Annotated in this window: 17 protein-coding genes; 2 read left to right on the top strand and 15 right to left on the bottom strand. The window is 76.4% G+C overall.

Annotation, left to right across the window (positions count from 1 at the left end; all coding sequences use genetic code 11):
• Positions 1–111 precede the first annotated feature (111 nt).
• The 9 genes from CHB98_RS22435 to CHB98_RS13815 form a co-directional block, all read right to left on the bottom strand.
• A complete protein-coding gene (locus CHB98_RS22435; RefSeq protein WP_245821150.1) occupies positions 112–474 on the bottom strand; it encodes a hypothetical protein in 363 nt (120 codons plus the stop codon).
• 193 nt (positions 475–667) lie between these two features.
• Positions 668–1,024: a histone-like nucleoid-structuring protein Lsr2 gene (locus tag CHB98_RS13850; protein ID WP_089306189.1), complete on the bottom strand. Its 357-nt coding sequence runs from the start codon at positions 1,022–1,024 to the stop codon at positions 668–670.
• Between the two features lie 148 nt (positions 1,025–1,172).
• Complete coding sequence (lysS, locus tag CHB98_RS13845; RefSeq protein WP_089306188.1) at positions 1,173–2,678, bottom strand: lysine--tRNA ligase; 1,506 nt, start codon at positions 2,676–2,678, stop codon at positions 1,173–1,175.
• A gap of 11 nt (positions 2,679–2,689) precedes the next feature.
• Positions 2,690–3,508, bottom strand: coding sequence for a type III pantothenate kinase (locus tag CHB98_RS13840; RefSeq protein ID WP_089306187.1), 819 nt, complete (start codon positions 3,506–3,508; stop codon positions 2,690–2,692).
• Positions 3,509–3,511: 3 nt separating this feature from the next.
• Complete coding sequence (nadC, locus tag CHB98_RS13835) at positions 3,512–4,420, bottom strand: carboxylating nicotinate-nucleotide diphosphorylase (protein ID WP_218822366.1); 909 nt, start codon at positions 4,418–4,420, stop codon at positions 3,512–3,514.
• Positions 4,414–6,090 (bottom strand): L-aspartate oxidase, encoded by a 1,677-nt coding sequence (locus CHB98_RS13830; protein ID WP_089306186.1) that lies wholly within the window; start codon positions 6,088–6,090, stop codon positions 4,414–4,416. The genes nadC and CHB98_RS13830 overlap by 7 nt, the downstream gene beginning before the upstream one ends.
• Complete coding sequence (gene panD / locus CHB98_RS13825; RefSeq protein WP_089306185.1) at positions 6,087–6,512, bottom strand: aspartate 1-decarboxylase; 426 nt, start codon at positions 6,510–6,512, stop codon at positions 6,087–6,089. The genes CHB98_RS13830 and panD overlap by 4 nt, the downstream gene beginning before the upstream one ends.
• Complete coding sequence (gene panC, locus CHB98_RS13820; RefSeq protein ID WP_089306184.1) at positions 6,509–7,357, bottom strand: pantoate--beta-alanine ligase; 849 nt, start codon at positions 7,355–7,357, stop codon at positions 6,509–6,511. Before panC ends, panD begins: the two co-directional genes overlap by 4 nt.
• Positions 7,354–8,298: a Rossmann-like and DUF2520 domain-containing protein gene (locus tag CHB98_RS13815; protein ID WP_089306183.1), complete on the bottom strand. Its 945-nt coding sequence runs from the start codon at positions 8,296–8,298 to the stop codon at positions 7,354–7,356. The genes panC and CHB98_RS13815 overlap by 4 nt, the downstream gene beginning before the upstream one ends.
• A gap of 292 nt (positions 8,299–8,590) precedes the next feature.
• On the opposite strand from CHB98_RS13815, the gene CHB98_RS13810 reads away from it, so the two are divergent.
• Positions 8,591–9,343: an SDR family oxidoreductase gene (locus tag CHB98_RS13810; RefSeq protein WP_089306182.1), complete on the top strand. Its 753-nt coding sequence runs from the start codon at positions 8,591–8,593 to the stop codon at positions 9,341–9,343.
• Positions 9,344–9,518: 175 nt separating this feature from the next.
• On the opposite strand, the gene CHB98_RS13805 is transcribed toward CHB98_RS13810, so the two are convergent.
• The 5 genes from CHB98_RS13805 to CHB98_RS13785 form a co-directional block, all read right to left on the bottom strand.
• Complete coding sequence (locus tag CHB98_RS13805) at positions 9,519–11,213, bottom strand: LamG domain-containing protein (protein ID WP_089306181.1); 1,695 nt, start codon at positions 11,211–11,213, stop codon at positions 9,519–9,521.
• Between the two features lie 84 nt (positions 11,214–11,297).
• On the bottom strand, positions 11,298–12,011 hold the full coding sequence (locus CHB98_RS13800) for a hypothetical protein (protein ID WP_089306180.1): 714 nt from the start codon (positions 12,009–12,011) through the stop codon (positions 11,298–11,300).
• A 264-nt stretch (positions 12,012–12,275) separates the two neighbouring features.
• Positions 12,276–13,280, bottom strand: coding sequence for a glycine betaine ABC transporter substrate-binding protein (locus CHB98_RS13795; protein WP_089306179.1), 1,005 nt, complete (start codon positions 13,278–13,280; stop codon positions 12,276–12,278).
• A 198-nt stretch (positions 13,281–13,478) separates the two neighbouring features.
• Positions 13,479–14,210 (bottom strand): ABC transporter permease, encoded by a 732-nt coding sequence (locus CHB98_RS13790; RefSeq protein WP_089306273.1) that lies wholly within the window; start codon positions 14,208–14,210, stop codon positions 13,479–13,481.
• Positions 14,207–14,938, bottom strand: coding sequence for an ABC transporter permease (locus CHB98_RS13785; RefSeq protein ID WP_245821149.1), 732 nt, complete (start codon positions 14,936–14,938; stop codon positions 14,207–14,209). Before CHB98_RS13785 ends, CHB98_RS13790 begins: the two co-directional genes overlap by 4 nt.
• 3 nt (positions 14,939–14,941) lie before the next feature.
• On the opposite strand from CHB98_RS13785, the gene CHB98_RS13780 reads away from it, so the two are divergent.
• On the top strand, positions 14,942–16,111 hold the full coding sequence (locus tag CHB98_RS13780) for an ABC transporter ATP-binding protein (protein WP_089306177.1): 1,170 nt from the start codon (positions 14,942–14,944) through the stop codon (positions 16,109–16,111).
• A 15-nt stretch (positions 16,112–16,126) separates the two neighbouring features.
• On the opposite strand, the gene CHB98_RS13775 is transcribed toward CHB98_RS13780, so the two are convergent.
• Positions 16,127–16,624 (bottom strand): DUF3180 domain-containing protein, encoded by a 498-nt coding sequence (locus tag CHB98_RS13775; RefSeq protein WP_245821148.1) that lies wholly within the window; start codon positions 16,622–16,624, stop codon positions 16,127–16,129.
• Positions 16,625–16,627: the final 3 nt, after the last annotated feature.

Genomic DNA, 16,627 nt, shown 5'->3' with positions numbered 1-16,627 from the left:
GGTCTCCGTCCCTCCGTCGGCACGCGGCCGGTGCGGAGGAGGGAGCTGTCCGGTCCAACCGATGGTGGCGGACCGGTGTTCCGCGGCGGTTACGCCCAGAGCAGACGGGCGTCAGCGGGTCAGGGCCAGGCAGACCCAGCACAGCGGCCCGTCGTGGTCCCCGTCGTCCGGCCACGACCACAGGGCCGGGTCGAGCAGGGTGACCGGCGCCAGGCACAGCGCCCGGCCGGCGACGAGCCCCTCGTCGCCGACGGCGTGCAGCCGGCTGGGCGCGGTGCCGCCCCAGGGCGACCGGGGGGCCACGGCGTCCACGCCGGCGGTCCAGCGGTCCCGGCCGGAGGCGGCCACCCGGCGCCGTCCCGCCGCCTGCCACGGCCCCTGCACCGCGGCCGGCGTGAGGGGTCGCGGTGCGGCGACGCCCGCGGCGGGCGCCGGGTCGTGACGGGCGGTGGTCTCGGCCGCGTCCTGGCTCATGCCCCGACCGTCACCGCACCGTCCGGAACCCCCCAGGGTCGAAGGTCCCTGCCCGACCGCCGGTGACGCCGGGTGACCGGATGACAGCGGCCCGGCACCTCGTCGAGGTGCCGAGCCGCGGCGCCGTGCTGGAACGGCCCCCTCGCAGGGGCCCGCCGCGAGCCTGCGAGCGGCGGGGGGCGAGGGGGTCCTCCTAGTGCGCGGCCTCGTAGGCCTCGACGACGCTGCTCGGGATGCGCCCGCGGTCGCTGACCGCGTGGCCGTTCTTGCGCGCCCAGTCGCGGATCGCGCCGGCCTGCTCACGGTCCATGCGGCCACCGCCGCCGGTGGCCCGCGACCGGCCGCCGCCGGACGCCCGGCCGCCGCCGCCGCGACCGACCTTGCGGGCGGCCTGGACGTACCGGGAGAACGTGTCTCGCAATTCCTGCGCGTTCTTCTCCGACAGGTCGATCTCGTAGCTGGTGCCGTCGAGCGAGAAACTCACCGTCTCGTCCGCGGGCACGTCCTCGTCGAGGTCGTCACTGAGGATGACCTGCACCTTGCGCGCCATTCGCCTGCTCCACTCCCACACTGCTCGCTCGGTCCGGGGACGATTTCGCCCGGATCGGGATCGACTCTTCTGCCGGACACGACCATAGACCATTCCCGGAAAGAACAGGCACGCATCCGCACAATGGGGTGAAAGAGGACCGCCCCGTTCAGGTGGGGAGCGGCCGCACCAACGGGAAGAGGATCGTCTCCCGGATGCCCGAGCCGGTGAGCGTCATCATCAACCGGTCCATGCCCATCCCCATGCCACCGGTGGGCGGCATCCCGTACTCCAGCGCCTCGAGGAAGTCCTCGTCGAACGCCATCGCCTCCGGGTCGCCCTGGGCGGCCAGGCGGGCCTGCCCGACCAGGCGCTCGCGCTGCGCCACCGGGTCGACCAGCTCGGAGTAGGCCGTGGCCCGCTCCACGCCGGCGACGTAGAGGTCCCACTTCTCGGCCAGCCCGGACTGCGACCGGTGCGCGCGGGTCAGCGGCGAGGTGTCCAGGGGGTAGTCGACGACGAAGGTGGGCTCCTGCAGCGTGTCCTGCACCAGCGCCTCGAACAGCTCCTCGACCACCTTGCCCGGCAGCCAGGCCGGGTCCACGCCCACGTCGTGCCGCTCGGCGAGTGCCCGCAGGGCCGCCACGGGCGTCTCCGGGGTGACCTCCTCGCCGACGGCCTCGGAGACCGCCGCGTACAGCGGCACCTGCCGCCACTCCCCCGACAGGTCGACCTCGGTGCCGTCGTTGTGCCGCGCCACGTGGTCGCCGAACACCGCGGCGCAGCACTCCTGCGTCAGCTCCCGGGTGAGGGTGGCCATCACCTGGTAGTCGGCGTGGGCCTGATAGGCCTCCAGCATCGCGAACTCCGGCGAGTGCGTGCTGTCGGCCCCCTCGTTGCGGAAGTTCCGGTTGATCTCGAAGACCCGGTCCAGGCCGCCGACGATGCAGCGCTTCAGGAACAGCTCCGGCGCGATGCGCAGGTACAGGTCGAGGTCGAATGCGTTCATGTGCGTGCGGAACGGCCGGGCCGCGGCCCCGCCGTGGACCGTCTGCAACATCGGTGTCTCGACCTCGAGGAAACCGCGCGCGGCCATCGACGACCGCAGCGTGGACATGACGGTCGCGCGCTGGCGCACGGTGCGCCGGGCCTCGTCGCGCACGATGAGGTCGACGTAGCGGCGGCGCACCCGCAGTTCCTCGCTCATCGGCTTGTGCGCCACCGGCAGCGGCCGCAGCGCCTTGGCGGCCATCCGCCAGGAGTCGGCGAAGACCGACAGCTCCCCGCGGCGCGACGTCCCGACCTCGCCCTCGACGAAGACGTGGTCGCCGAGGTCGACGTCGGACTTCCACGCGCCGAGGGCGTCGGCGCCGACCCGGTCCAGGGAGAGCATCACCTGCAGCTCGGCGTCGCCCTCCCGCAGCGTCGCGAAGCACAGCTTGCCGGTGTTGCGCACGAAGATGACCCGCCCCGTGACGCCGACCCGCTCCCCCGTCAGCGTGTCCGGCTCCAGGTCGGGGTGCCTCTCCCGCACCGCGGCCAGCGTGGTCGTGCGCGGCACGGCGACCGGGTAGGGGTCGATGCCGGCGTCGCGCATCCGGTCCAGCTTCGCCCGGCGCACCCGCAGCTGTTCGGGCAGCTCGTCGTCGGCCGGACCGGGGGGTTGCTCACTCACGGGCAGCGAGCCTACGGGGAGCCGGGACGCCGGGCGGGCGCGTGACCGTGAGCCTGCTGGCGCTCGAAGGCCAGCCGCAGCCCGTGCACCGTGAGGTCGGGCTCCCGCGCGCCGATCGACCGGCAGCTGTCGGCCACCAGCGGGGCCAGCCCCCCGGTGGCCACGACCACCGGGGTGGCGCCGAACTGCCCGACCAGCTCGGCGGCGATCCGGCCGACCAGCCCGTCGACCAGCCCGGCGAAGCCGAGCACCAGGCCGGACTGCAGGGCCGCGACGGTGTTCTTGCCGATGGCCTGCGGCGGCACGGTCAGCTCCACCGAGCGCAGCTGCGCCGCCCGGGTCGCCAGCGCCTCCAGGCTGACCTCCACGCCGGGTGCCAGCGCGCCGCCGAGGAACTGCCCGTCGGGGCCGACCGCGTCGACGTTGGTCGAGGTGCCGAAGTCGACCACCACGACCGGCCGGCCGCGGCCGTCGGGCGCGCGGCCGAACAGCTCGTGCGCGGCCAGCGCGGTGACCACCCGGTCGGCGCCCACCTCGCGCGGGTTGTCCACGTGCAGCGGGACGCCGGTCCGCACGCCGGGGCCGACGAGGACGACCGGCACCTCCAGGGAGTCCAGCAGCGCGCGCAGGGCCGGCAGCAGCGCGGGCACCGTGGAGCAGGCCGCCACCCCGGTGACCTCGGTGTCGCGCAGCAGCCCACGCCAGACCATCCGCAGCTCGTCGGAGGTGGCGCGGGCCGCCGTCGTCACCCGCCAGCTGCCCACCCGCCGCGCGCCGTCGAAGGTGGCCAGCACGGTCTGGCTGTTGCCGACGTCGACGGTGAGCAACACCGCTCAGCCCGCCCGCAGGTCGAGCGCGAGGTCGAGGATCGGCGCGGAGTGCGTGAGCCCCCCGACCGACAGGTAGTCCACGCCGGTCTCGGCCACCGCGCGGGCCACGTCGAGGGTCAGCCCGCCGGTGGCCTCCAGCTCGGCGCGGCCGGCGACCAGGGCGACCACCTCGCGCAGCACGTCGGGGGGCATGTTGTCGCAGAGCAGGAAGTCCGCGCCGGCCTCGACCGCCTCGACCGCCTGCGCCGGCAGGTCCACCTCCACCTGCACCGTCACCCGCGGCGCCCGCTCGCGCACCGCGGCGACCGCGGCGGCGACCGAGCCGGCGGCGGCCACGTGGTTGTCCTTGACCATGGCGACGTCGTAGAGGCCCATGCGCTTGTTGGACCCGCCCCCGCAGCGCACGGCGTACTTCTCCAGCGGGCGCAGGCCCGGGGTGGTCTTGCGGGTGTCGAGGACGACCGCGCCGGTGCCCGCGACCGCGTCGACCCACCGGCGGGTGAGCGTGGCGATGCCGCTGGCCCGGCCGGCGATGTTCAGCGCGCTGCGCTCGGCGGCCAGCAGCGCCCGCACCGGCCCGCGCACGGTGAGCAGCACGTCACCGCGGGCCACCCGGTCGCCGTCTGCGGCGCCCGCGGTCAGGGCGGCGCCGGGCGCCAGCCGGGTCAGGACCCGCGCGGCCACCGGCAGGCCGGCGAGCACGCCGTCGGCACGGGCGACGAGGTCGGCGGTGCCGAGCTGCCCGGGCGGGACGGTGGCCGCGCTGGTGACGTCGTGGGCGACGGCGAGGTCGGGGGCGCCGGGCAGCGGGGTTCCGCCGGTGAGGTCCTCGGCCAGGGTCCGCTCGACCAGCTCGGTCACCCACGCCTCGTCCAGCCCGGTGCCCTCCAGCGAGCGCGGGTCGCTCACCACGGCGGCACGGCGGGCGCCCCCACCGGGCGGCGGGTCACCTGCAGGGCACCGTCGGCGTCCAGCCGCAGGTCCAGGTGCACCCGCCACGCCTCCTCGGCGCCGGGGTGGTCCTCGCGCCAGTGGCAGCCCCGGGTCTCCTCGCGGGCCGCGGCGGCGGTGGTCAGGGCGCTGGCGACGGTGAGCAGGTCGGTGGCCTCCCAGCCGGCCACCCCGGGCGCGGCGTCCCCGCCGAGCCCCGCGGCCAGCTCGGCCAGCCGGCCGGTCGCCTCGGCCAGCCCGGTGCCGCTGCGCAGCGCGCCCACCCGGGCGGACATGGTCTCGGTGACCTCCCGGCGGCCGGCGGGGTCGAGCAGCCCGGACGGTGCGGCCTCCGCGGCCACCACGGGGGCGGACGGCGGCAGCTGCGCGGCCAGCTCGGCGCCGATGCGGGCGGCGAACACCAGCCCCTCGAGCAGCGAGTTCGACGCCAGCCGGTTGGCCCCGTGCACGCCGGTGCAGGCGACCTCGCCGCAGGCATACAGCCCGGGCACCGTCGTCCGGCCGGCCAGGTCGGTGACCAGACCGCCGGAGGCGTAGTGCGCGGCCGGGGTGACCGGCACCAGGTCGGTGACCGGGTCGACGCCGGCCGCCCGGCAGCTGGCCACGATGGTCGGGAAGCGCGCCGCCAGCCCCGGCACCGCGCGCGCGTCGAGCTCCACGTGGTCGACGCCGTCACGCAGCTGCACGCGGGTGATCGCCTTGGCCACCACGTCGCGGGGGGCGAGCTCGGCCAGCGGGTGCGCCCCGACCATGAACCGCTCCCCCGCCCGGTCGCGCAGCACCGCCCCCTCGCCGCGCAGCGCCTCGCTGACCAGCGGCTGCTGGCCGCGCGCGCCCGGGCCCAGGTACAGCGCGGTGGGGTGGAACTGGACGAACTCCAGGTCGGTGGCGACCGCGCCGGCGCGCAGGCCCAGCGCGACGCCGTCCCCGGTGGAGACCGGCGGGTTGGTGGTCGCGGCGTACACCTGCCCCATGCCGCCGGTGGCGAGCACCACCGCGCGGGCGCGCACCGCCCCCACGCCGTCCGCCGTGCCCTCGCCCAGCACGTGCAGGGTGACCCCGGCGGCGCGGCCGGCGGCGTCGGTGAGCAGGTCGAGCACCATCGCGTGCTCGACGAGGGTGACGCCGGGGTCGGCGCGGACGGCGTCGGTGAGGGCGCGCTGCACCTCCGATCCGGTGGCGTCGCCGCCGGCGTGCACGATCCGGTCGGCGGAGTGCCCGCCCTCCCGGGTGAGCAGCAGCGTGCCGGTGGGGTCGCGGTCGAAGGCGGCGCCCCAGTCGATGAGCTGGCGCAGCCGCCCGGGGCCCTCGTGCACGAGCACCCAGACGGCGTCGGGCTCGCACAGCCCGACGCCGGCCACCTCGGTGTCGCGGGCGTGCGCCCCGGGGGTGTCGGCCGGGTCGAGGACGGCGGCGATGCCGCCCTGCGCCCAGCGGGTCGACCCGTCGTCCACCCGCACCTTGGTGACGACGGCGACCGACAGCCCGGCCGCCCGCGCGTGCAGGGCGACGCACAGCCCGGCCACGCCGGAGCCCACGACGCAGACGTCGGCGGCGATCTCCCAGCCGGGCGACGGCGCGGCCAGGCGCCGCGGGAGCCCGGTGACCGGCCCGGCCGCGACCGCCGTCACCGGACCGGGACGCCGCGGTCGCTGCGCCGCTGCCCCGGGGCCCCGGGGACCGGCGCGGAGGGGTCGCCGCCGAGCTCGACCACCCGGTTGGCGCCGTCGACGTGCACGACCTTGGGGATGTACGCCTTGGCCTCGGTCTCGTCCATCAGGCCGTAGCTGATCAGGATGACCAGGTCGCCGGGGTGCACCAGGTGGGCGGCGGCGCCGTTGATGCCGATGACGCCGCTGCCGCGCTCGCCGGGGATCACGTAGGTCTCCAGCCGGGCACCGTTGGTGACGTCGACGATCGCGACCTGCTCGCCGGGGATCAGGTCCGCGGCGTCCAGGAGGTCCTCGTCGATGGTCACCGAGCCGACGTAGTGCAGGTCGGCCTGGGTGACCGTCGCCCGGTGGATCTTGGACTTGAGCATCGTGCGCATCATCGCGGGTCCTCCAGCGTCACGGCGGTGTTGTCGATGAGTCGGGTGCCGCCGGCGCGGGCGGCGAGCAGCAGGCGGGCCGGGCCGGTGGCCGGCGCGGGGCCGAGGTCCGGGCCGGTCAGCTCGAGGTAGTCGAGGACCAGGTCCGGGGCGGTGCCCAGCACCTCGCGGGCCGCGGCGAGGACGGCGCCGCCACCGCGCGGCCCGGCGTCCGCGCCGGCGCGCAGCGCGCGGGACAGCGTGGCCGCGGTGGCCCGCTGGGCGGGGTCGAGGTAGCGGTTGCGGGAGGACAGCGCCATGCCGTCGTCCTCGCGGACCGTCGGCACGCCGGCGACCTCCACGCCGAGGGCCAGCTCGCGGGCCATGGCCCGGATGAGCGTGAGCTGCTGGTAGTCCTTCTCCCCGAACAGCGCGACGTCGGGGCGGACCAGGCCGAGCAGCTTGGCGACGACGGTGAGCACGCCGGTGAAGTGCCCGGGTCGGACGGCGCCCTCCAGCAGGTCGCCGAGCGGGCCGGGGTGCACGGTCACGCCGACCGCGCCGGGCGGGTAGACCTCGTCGGCCGGCGGGTGGAAGACCACGTCGGCGCCCTCGTCGGCGAGCGCGGCCAGGTCGGCGTCCCAGGTGCGGGGGTAGCGGTCGAAGTCCTCACCGGGACCGAACTGCGTCGGGTTGACGAACACCGACACGACGACGCCACCGGCCCGCTCCCGCGCGGCCCGGACCAGCGCCCGGTGCCCCGCGTGCAGGGCGCCCATGGTGGGCACCAGCGCCACCGGGCCGGGCAGCTCCGCGACCAGCTCGCGCAACTCGGCGACGGTCTCGGCGACGACCGGCACGGTGCTCACCGGGAGCCCGCGGTGTCGGCGGCCTCGTGCAGGAGGTCCAGCAGCGGGGCGCCCTCGTGCCGCCTGAGCCGGCCGGCGGCCAGCGCGCGCTCGGTGGTGCGGTGGGCCAGCGCCACGTAGGCGGCGACCGCGTCCGGGGCCCGGTCGGCGAGGGTGTCCAGGTGGCGGCGCACGGTGCCGACGTCGCCACGGCTGACCGGGCCGGTGAGCGCCCGGTCGCCGCGGCGCAGCCCGTTGTCCAGGGCCGCGGTGAGCAGCGGGGCCAGCACCCGGCCGGGGTCGGCGACGCCCGCGGTGCGCAGCAGGTCCGCGGCCTCGGCGACCAGCGTGACCAGGTGGTTGGCGCCGGTCACCAGCGCGGCGTGGTAGAGCCCGCGGTCGGCCTCGGCGACGAAGAACGGCTCGCCGCCCATCTCCAGGACCAGGGTCTCGGCCACCGGCCGGTGCTCCGGTGCGCTGGTGACCCCGAAGGGCGCCCCGGCGAGCCGGTCGGCGTCCTCGGGCGTGCCGGTCAGGGTCATGGCCGGGTGCAGGGCCAGCGGCAGGACGCCGGCCCGCGCGGCCGGGGCGAGGACGGCCAGGCCGTGCGCCCCGGAGGTGTGGAAGGCCAGCTGGCCGGCGCGCCAGACGCCGGTCTCCGCCAGGCCGGAGACGAGGCCGGCCAGGCTGTCGTCGGGGACGGCGAGGACCACCAGGTCCGCGGCGGCCACGACCTCGTCGGTGGGCAGCAGCGGGACGCCGGGCAGCAGCCGGGCGGCGCGCTCGGCGGATGCGGTGGACAGGCCGGCGGCGGCGACCACGTCGTGGCCGGCGGCGGTGAGGGCGGCGCCGAGGACGGCGCCGACGCGCCCGGCGCCGACGATGCCGACGCGCAGGCGGGCGGGGGCGGCCGCGGCGGGGGGCAGCCCGGCCGCGCGGGACGTCCTGCGGGCAGCAGGCATCGGTGCACCTCTCGTTCCAGTCCCTCGCGGGTACCGGACTCGTGGTCGCGGGCTCCGCCGTTGGAGCCCGTCGGGTGTCGCGGTCGTGCGGTGGTGCGTGGTGCGGTGGTGCGTCGTGCGGTGGTGCCGGCGCGGGCCCCGCTGCGACCGGAGGTGTCACGCGGATGACGCGCCGAAGGCGAGTGTGTGACCGGTTCGTGCCGCGTGCAACGCCTCCCCCCTGTGGGGTGGCTCACCCCTCCCGGGACCTACGGTGTCCGGCGGCAGCGGCACGGACGGCGGGAGGACACCGGTGGGCACCTTCGAGGGGCGGACGGCGCTGGTCACGGGCGCGAGCCGGGGCATCGGCCTGGCCATCGCGCGCAGCCTGGTGGCGCGCGGCGCCCGCGTCGTCGTCACGGGCCGCAAGCCGGACGCGCTGGCCGAGACGGTGACCGCGCTCGGCGGCCCGGGGGTGGCCGTCGGGGTCCCCAGCAACGCGGGGGACGCCGGGCACCGCGCGGAGGCGGTGCGCACCGCCGTGGAGGCCTTCGGCAGCCTCGACGTGCTGGTCGGCAACGTCGGCATCAACCCCGTCCACGGCCCGCTGGTCGACCTCCCGCTCGACGGCTTCCGCAAGATCCTGGACACGAACGTCGTGGGCACGCTGGGCCTGGTGCAGGAGGCGTGGCGCGCGTGGATGGCCGAGCACGGCGGCTCGGTGCTGGTCGTCGCCTCCGTGGCCGCGCTCAAGGCCTCGCCGATGATCGGCGGCTACGGGGTGAGCAAGGCGGCGCTGGTCAACCTGGTGACCCAGCTGGCCGTGGAGCTGGCCCCGCGGGTGCGGGTCAACGCGGTCGCCCCCGCGGTGGTCCGGACCCGGTTCGCCGGGGCCCTGTACGAGGGCCGGGAGGCCGAGGCCGCGGCGCAGTACCCGGTGGGCCGGCTCGGCGAGCCCGAAGACGTCGGCGAGGCCGCGGCCTACCTGCTCGGCGACGGCGCCGGGTGGGTCACCGGCCAGACGCTGGTGCTCGACGGCGGTGCGCTGTCCCGCGGCCCCGCCTGAGCGGAGCCCACCGACCCCACCGTGGCAGGCCCCTCCGAGGGAGCCACGTCAACGGCCGAGCACAGGGGCCGGCGGGCCGGCCACCGTGCCCGTACCGGCGCACCGACGTGTCGTCCCCATCCCCCGCACATCGAGGGGGTGACGGCGTGGAGGCTCCCGACACCGAGCGGATCGCTCAGAAGCGGGCGCCCCAGTGGATCGCGACGTCCTCCGACGACAGCTCCCGGTCGTACACCGACGCCTCGTCCAGCCGGCCGGTGAAGAACGGCGCCCCGGGCTGGGGGGAGAAGGAGCTGTAGTCACCACCGCCGCCCCAGCGCCAGAAGCCCGTGGACGTCCCGGTCGTCGTGGACGACGCGTCCTCCCCCACCAGCACGCCGTCCACGTACAGGCGCATGCGCCCGCCGGCGCTCATCGTGCTGGTCGCCAGGTGCCAGACGCCGTCGCGGTGGTCCCGCGTGGAGACGACGGTCCGCTGGAGAGGGCGGATGCTGAAGGCCAGGTTCCCACCGGCGGTCAGGTAGAGCGCCACGTCCGGCACCGTCGAGGTGCCCGTCTGGCTGGAGCCGAAGCTCGCCAGCGGACCCGTGCCGCCGGTGGACCTGAACCACACCTCCGTGGAGAACGCGGCCGGCGTGGTGCGACCCGCGCCGGTGGAGACGTCGTTGACGCCGCTGAGCCCGACGGCGGTCCCGGGGGTCGACGTCCCGGTGGGGGCCCCGTCCGCCGGCAGGACGGGATAGCCGTGGTGCGTCCCGTGACGGGCGTGGGTGGACGCGTCGGCGACGGTCCGCCCGGACCCGGGGCCGGGGACGCCGTCCAGCTGCCAGTACAGGTGCAGGGAGGGGACGGCCCTGACCGTCGCCGCGTAGTCGCCGGCGACCGTGCCCCTGCCGACGTCGTGGTGCTTCTCGATCTCGGCCGCGCTCAGCGCCCCGGTGTAGACGGCGACCTCGTCGACGTCACCGGTCCAGGTGTCCGGTGCCGGGCCCTCCATCTCCCCGGTCGCCGCGATGACGTCGGTGGTGATCGGTGCGCTGCCCACCCGCCAGCGCCCGGCCAGGGTCCGCGGCCAGGTGGCGCAGAGCCCCCGGTCGTAGACGACCGCGCCGTCGACGTAGACGACGACCTGGGTGCCGGTGGAGTCGCACGGCACGGTGCCGGCCGGTGCGGTGGGGTCGATCACCGCGGCGACGTGGTGCCACGCGGGGGAGGCCTGGTCGGCGGAGGTCCAGGCCTTGGCGTCCGAGGCGTCGTAGCCGCACACCTCCTGCAGGGTCTGGGACTCCAGGGTCAGCCCGACGCAGACCTGGCCGGCGGCGTTGACGTACAGCTGAGGCCGGCCGCTGGCGGAGGTGGAGCCCTCGGGGAGCAGGCTCACCACGGCTCCACCGCGTCCCGTGCGCACCCACGCCTCCAGGGTCAGCTTGAGCGTGTTCACCGCTCCGCCGTCGAGGGAGGTGGTGGCGTCGGCCGCGGCGTGGGTGCCGGCGGGGAACCGCACGGCCTTCCGCGGCCCGCCCGCGCTGGTCGCGATCGCCGTGGTGCTGGCGCTGGAGGCGGTCGCGGCGCCGTTGTACGTGCCGGCGGTGCCGGCGAGGGCACCAGCGGTGGAACTGCCGTAGGCGTCGTCGAAGGGGTGGTACACGACCGGACCGCTGTTCTGGACGGCGGTGCGGTAGTCGGGGAAGACGGTCTCCGTCGCCAGCTGGTTCCCCGTGCTGGCCGTGGTCCCGGTGAACGCGGCCCAGACCTCCCCTGGTCCGGACACGGCGAGGGCAGCGGTGAGCAGGGCCGCGAGGCCGGCGAGCGCGGCGCGGCGGGGGCGGTGTGCGCTCCCACCGGCGGTCGTCGCGCGGCGCCTCCGCATCGGTTCCTCCCCTCCTCGGTTGCTCGCGACCACGTCCACTGCCTCATCGGCCGATCGGGTGACGTCTTGAGCCGGTGTGCGGCGTCAGGCAGGGGTGTCGTCGCTGCGGACCTCCCAGGTGAAGGTCATCTCGACCTGCTTGCCCTGGATGCTGGTCGGGTGGGAGTCGGCCGGGAGGCTGTAGGAGATCCGGTAGGTGCGCGAGCGTTCGGCCGTCGCAGTCGGGCGCCAGTCGCCCACGGTGTCCCCGTCCACGTCGCCGATGCCCGTGGCATGGCCGGTGGGGAAGGCACCGAGGGCCGTGGTCGCGTACCTGAGCGGTGCCGCCTCGAAGCCGGCGCAGTCCGCGTCGGGTGCGGGGACCAGGGCCGTCGTGGACATCTCCACCGTGACCTGGAGCGCGGCGGCGAGTTCGGGGGACGAACCCGCCGTCAGGGCCCCGTGCAGGCGGACGCCACTGTCAGCGGTGTCGACGTTGCCGGTGTAGGTGACGGTGATGCACCGGGACCCGGAGCTGCCGGGCACCAGGGGGCCCTCGGAGGCGGTGGTGAACAGGGCGGTGCCGCCGCGGTCGCTGCTCAGCTGGACGACTCCGGTCCCCCAGCTGTTCCCGGGGCTGTCGGTCGTGCCGACGAACGCGGCGTGGGAGGAGTGCCAGACCAGGGACGTGCTGGCGACCAGGCCGAGTGGTACGGCGGCCGCGAGCGCGGTGCGCCGCCCCCGCGCACGGAGCGTGGCGCGCCGGCGCAGGCGTTGCGGTGCGGCGTGGTCCGGTCGCCGCCAGCGGCCGATGGGCACGGTGCCTCCTCAGGGAGTGTCACCACTCCCATCGGCGCCACACGCGCTGCCCGCCACCCCCCTGTGGGGTGAGAGGCGGAGCCCCCGGCCACTCCCAGCACGCGCCGGCCACGAGGTCGGCCGCCGGTCAGGTCCTCCCCACGCCGCGCGACCGACCCACCCCTGCGCCGGGCGCGCGCGTCCGCGCGCCGGCGCAGGGGTCGCGAGCACCGCGAGAGGGCGGGGACCACCGACGGTGCGACAGGGACCGCGGGCAGGTCAGCCCTACTGCGCGAGGGCCCCGTCGGAGCTGAAGACCAGGCCGATGGACACCTCGCCCTGCTGCAGCGCCGCCTTGGTCAGCGGCCCGCCGGCGTCCAGCTCACGGAACTCGGCGAACTGCAGGCCGTAGGTCTCCTCGAGACCGGGCTGGCAGAACGGCCGGTCCGGGCACTCGGTCGGCCCGCCCAGGACCAGCGACCCGTCGCCGCAGGCGTCGGCGAGCTCGGACAGCGTCGAGACGCCGAGCTCGTCGGCGAAGGCGCGGGTGACGGCGAACGCGTTCTGGTCGGCGGCCTCGGACGGCCGGCCGAACACCAGCCCGACCTGCTCGGCCAGCGGCCGCAGCGCGGTCAGCGTCGCCTGCACGTCGCCGCTGGCGACCGGCTCGGCGGTGGAGCCGTTGACCTGCCGGTTGAGGAACTCCGTGGCCGTGGACAGGTACTCGGGGAACACCTGGATCTCCGAGCCGGAGATGAGCGCCGGCAGGTACAGCTCGCGGTTGCCCACCTCGCGCACCGAGGCGTCGAACCCGGCGGCGGTGAGGACGTCCGCGTAGACGTCGGCCAGGATCGTCGACTCGGTGAAGTTGGCCCCGCCGACCACGATCGGGCCGCTGCCCTGCTGCAGCGCGGCGGCGTCGACGTTCTCCTCGACCCAGGCGGCGGCGACGTCCTCGGCGTTCTGCCGCTGCAGGTCCACGGCGCCGTTGAGCTCGATCAGCTCCGCGGTGGTCATGGCCGCCGAGACCGCGTCGAGCGCCGGCAGCAGCGCCGGGTTGGCCTGCGCGGTGGCCATGTTGACCGCCGGGACGACGTTGTCGGCGTTCTGCAGCTGCTGGTCGTCCTCGAGGACGACCAGCTGGTCGCCGGCCACCGGGGCACAGGCGTCACCGGAGGCGGTGGCGCTGGCGCCGGCTCCGCTGGAGCCCGAGGAGCCGGACTCGCCGCAGGCGGTGAGGAGCACCCCGGCGACGGCCAGGGGGAGGAGTGAGCGTGCACGGGTGCGCATGTGGCCCGCCTTCTGTGTCCCGCGCGGCCGGGACCGCGGCGCGTGTCTGGCGGGGGGAGCCCCGCGCCGCCATGGAACCGCGGACCGCCCCCGCCGACCACGCCCCGGGCGCAGGTGTTGCCCGGTTGTTACGAAGGGGACGCGTCTGCCCCCCCACCGCTCGCAGGCCCGCGGCGGGCCCCTGCAGAGCGGCCTGGACTACAGCGGGACGCCGGAGGCGGTGGGCTCCGGCGTGCCGGTGTGCGCGGCGGGGGCACGGCGCAGCGTCCGGCGGCGCGGGCCCGGGGTCAGGACCGCCGAGGCGAGGACCAGCAGCAGCTCGGTGAGCAGCGCCAGGGCGGCGACCAGGAGGGCGCCGGCGAGGATCTGGCCGTAGTCCTGCTGACCGAAGCCCAGGTTGATGATCCGTCCCAGCCCTCCCCCGCCGACCAGCGCGGCCAGGGTGGCGGTCGCGACGACCTGCACCGCCGCCGTCCGCACGCCGGTCATGACCAGGGGGAGGGCGAGCGGGAGCTCGACCCGGGTGAGCAGCTGGCCGCGGCTCATCCCCATGGCCCGGGCCGCCTCGCGCACGTCCCGGTCCACCTCGCGGAAGCCGACGAACGTGTTGGTCAGCATCGGGGGGACGGCGAAGACCGCCAGGGCCAGGACGGTGCCGGTCTCGCTGAACCCCAGCGGGGTCACCGCCAGCACGGTGAGCAGGGCCAGGGTGGGCACCGCCCGGCTCACGTTGGACAGCACGACGACCGCCCCGGCCCCGCGGCCGCTGCGCCCGAGCAGCACCCCGGCCGGGACCGCCAGCACGGCGGCGAGCAGCACCGCCAGGGCGGAGATGCGCAGGTGCTGCACCAGCAGGTCGAGGACGCCGCCGGACCGGGTCCAGACCAGCGGGTCGTTGAGGTACCGGAAGGCGTCGGCGAACGCGTTCACGCGACGGCCCGCGTCCACGGGGTGAGCAGCCGCTCCAGCCCGGCCAGCAGCACGTCGGCGACCAGGGCGAGCAGCACGCAGCCGACCGCGCCGGTCACGATCTCGGCGCGGTAGAAGTTGGCGTTGAAGCCGCCGACGATCAGTTGGCCCAGGCCGCCGTTGCCGGTGATGACCCCGACGGTGACCAGCGCCACCGTGGACACCGTGGCGATCCGCAGGCCGGCCATGAACGCCGGCAGGGCCAGCGGGAGGTCGACCTGCCAGAACAGCCGGGCGGAGCCGTAGCCCATGCCGCGGGCCGCCTCCCGCACGTCGTCCGGGACGCCCTGCAGCCCGGCCAGGAAGTTCCGCACCAGGATGACCAGCGTGTACAGCGTCAGCCCCACCAGCACCGTGGTCGCCGACAGCGGCCCGGTGAAGGGGGCGAGGAAGGCGAACATCGCCAGCGACGGGATCGTGTAGACCACCGAGCTGAGCCCCAGCACCGGGCCGGCCAGCGGCCGGACCCGCCGGGCGAGCAGCGCCAGCGGCAGCGCGAGCAGCACGCCCAGCAGCACCGCGCCGACCGTCAGGGTGACGTGCTGGCGCAGGTGGACCACGATGGTGTCCCAGTTGCCGGTCACGTACGACGCGTCGAACCAGGGGTTCGACGCCTCGTCCGCCGCGAGCACCCGTCCACGCGGGTCGCTGCGAGCGCCCAGGAGCGGGCGCACACCCAGGGAGGCCACCCCGTGGACGCTACTGCCGCCGCCTCGTCGCTGCGCGTGCCGGAGCCGGGCGGCGGCGCTCCGGAGATCCGGCTGGAGGGGGTCAGCAAGGTCTACCCCGACGGGACCGTGGGCGTGGCCGAGCTCGACCTGGCCTTCGCCGCCGGGGAGCTGTCGGTGCTGGTCGGGCCGTCCGGCTGCGGCAAGACGACGACGATGAAGATGGTCAACCGGGTCATCGAGCCCACCACGGGGCGGATCCTGCTCGGCGGGGAGGACGTCACCCGGGTCGACGCCGACCGGCTGCGGCGGCGCATCGGCTACGTCATCCAGAGCGTGGGCCTGTTCCCCCACCAGACGGTGCGGGCCAACGTGGCCACCGTGCCGCGGCTGCTGGGCTGGGACCGCCGGCGCACCGGCGACCGGGTCGAGGAGCTGCTCACCCTGGTGGGCCTGGACCCCGCCGTCCACGGCGACCGCTACCCCGCCCAGCTGTCCGGCGGGCAGCGGCAGCGGGCCGGTGTGGCTCGCGCGCTGGCCGCCGACCCCGGCGTGCTGCTCATGGACGAGCCGTTCTCCGCCGTCGACCCGGTGGTGCGCGAGCGGCTGCAGGCGGAGTTCCTCCGGCTGCAGGAGACCGTGCGCAAGACGATCGTCTTCGTCACCCACGACATCGAGGAGGCGGTGCGGCTCGGCGACCGCATCGCGGTGATGAGCGACGGCGGGCACGTCGAGCAGTTCGCCCCGCCCGCCGAGCTGCTCGGCCGACCGGCCAACGCGACCGTGGCCGACTTCGTCGGCGCCGACCGCGGGCTCAAGCGGCTGGCCGTCACCCCGGTGGACCCGGCCGGCCTGGAGCACCCGCCGGTGGTCGGCCTGGACGACGGCCTGGCCGAGGCCGGGGCGGTGCTGGACCGCGCCGGCGCCCGCGGGGCGGTGGTGCTCGACCGCGCCGGCCACCCGACCGGGTGGCTGCCGGCCGCCCGGGCGACCGGGGCGGGGACGGTGGCCGCGGCGGTCGTCCGGGACGACGCCGCCGTGCCGCTGCAGGCCCCGCTGCGGGCGGCGCTGGCCGCGATCCTGCAGTCCGACGCGGGGTGGGTGCCGGTGCTCGACGGCGGCCGCTACCTCGGCGTCCTCACCCCGACCGCCGTCCACACCGCGCTCCGCCGGTCGGTCCACGACCCGGCGTGATCGACCGGCGAGTGGTCATCCCCGGGCGGCGGCCGGTGGGGTCTCGTCGTCGGCGGACGGCGGGACGCGGCACACCGACTCCAGCCACAGCGCGGCCGCGACCAGGGCGGCGGAGCAGACCGCGCCGACCACCGCGGTGACGGTGTCGGAGGCGGCGGCCTGCAGCCGGGACACCGCCGGCCCGACGTAGAGCAGCAGGCCGACCCAGACGCCGAGCAGGGCCGCGCCGACGTAGGCGCTGGCCTGGGCGAGCACGGCCAGCCGGGCGACCAGCATCGGCTCGACCGGCCGGACCGGGGTGGGGCCGCGCTCGGCCATCGGGCGGCGGTCGCGCTGGGCGGCCAGCCGCGCCTGCAGCGTCCGGGCGCCGAGGGCCTCCGCGACGGCGAGGACGCCCAGCGGCACCCCCAGCCACCAGCGCAGCTCGGGCAGCGAGCCGTAGGTGGCGCGCACCACCAGCCAGGCCGCGACGGCCAGCCCGCCGACGAGCACCACCAGGTCGCGCCGGTCCACCGG

The sequence above is a fragment of the Geodermatophilus pulveris genome (assembly GCF_900188375.1).
GTDB classification, from domain to species: Bacteria; Actinomycetota; Actinomycetes; order Mycobacteriales; family Geodermatophilaceae; genus Geodermatophilus; species Geodermatophilus pulveris.
This window is presented reverse-complemented; position numbering and strand designations above follow the sequence as displayed.

Bases quoted from the DNA above. Each gene is read 5' to 3' on its own strand.
- CHB98_RS22435 (WP_245821150.1), bottom strand. From the start codon at position 474: ATGAGCCAGGACGCGGCCGAGACCACCGCCCGTCACGACCCGGCGCCC.
- CHB98_RS13850 (WP_089306189.1), bottom strand. From the start codon at position 1,024: ATGGCGCGCAAGGTGCAGGTCATCCTCAGTGACGACCTCGACGAGGAC.
- panD (WP_089306185.1), bottom strand. From the start codon at position 6,512: ATGATGCGCACGATGCTCAAGTCCAAGATCCACCGGGCGACGGTCACC.
- CHB98_RS13815 (WP_089306183.1), bottom strand. From the start codon at position 8,298: ATGCCTGCTGCCCGCAGGACGTCCCGCGCGGCCGGGCTGCCCCCCGCC.
- CHB98_RS13805 (WP_089306181.1), bottom strand. From the start codon at position 11,213: ATGCGGAGGCGCCGCGCGACGACCGCCGGTGGGAGCGCACACCGCCCC.
- CHB98_RS13795 (WP_089306179.1), bottom strand. From the start codon at position 13,280: ATGCGCACCCGTGCACGCTCACTCCTCCCCCTGGCCGTCGCCGGGGTG.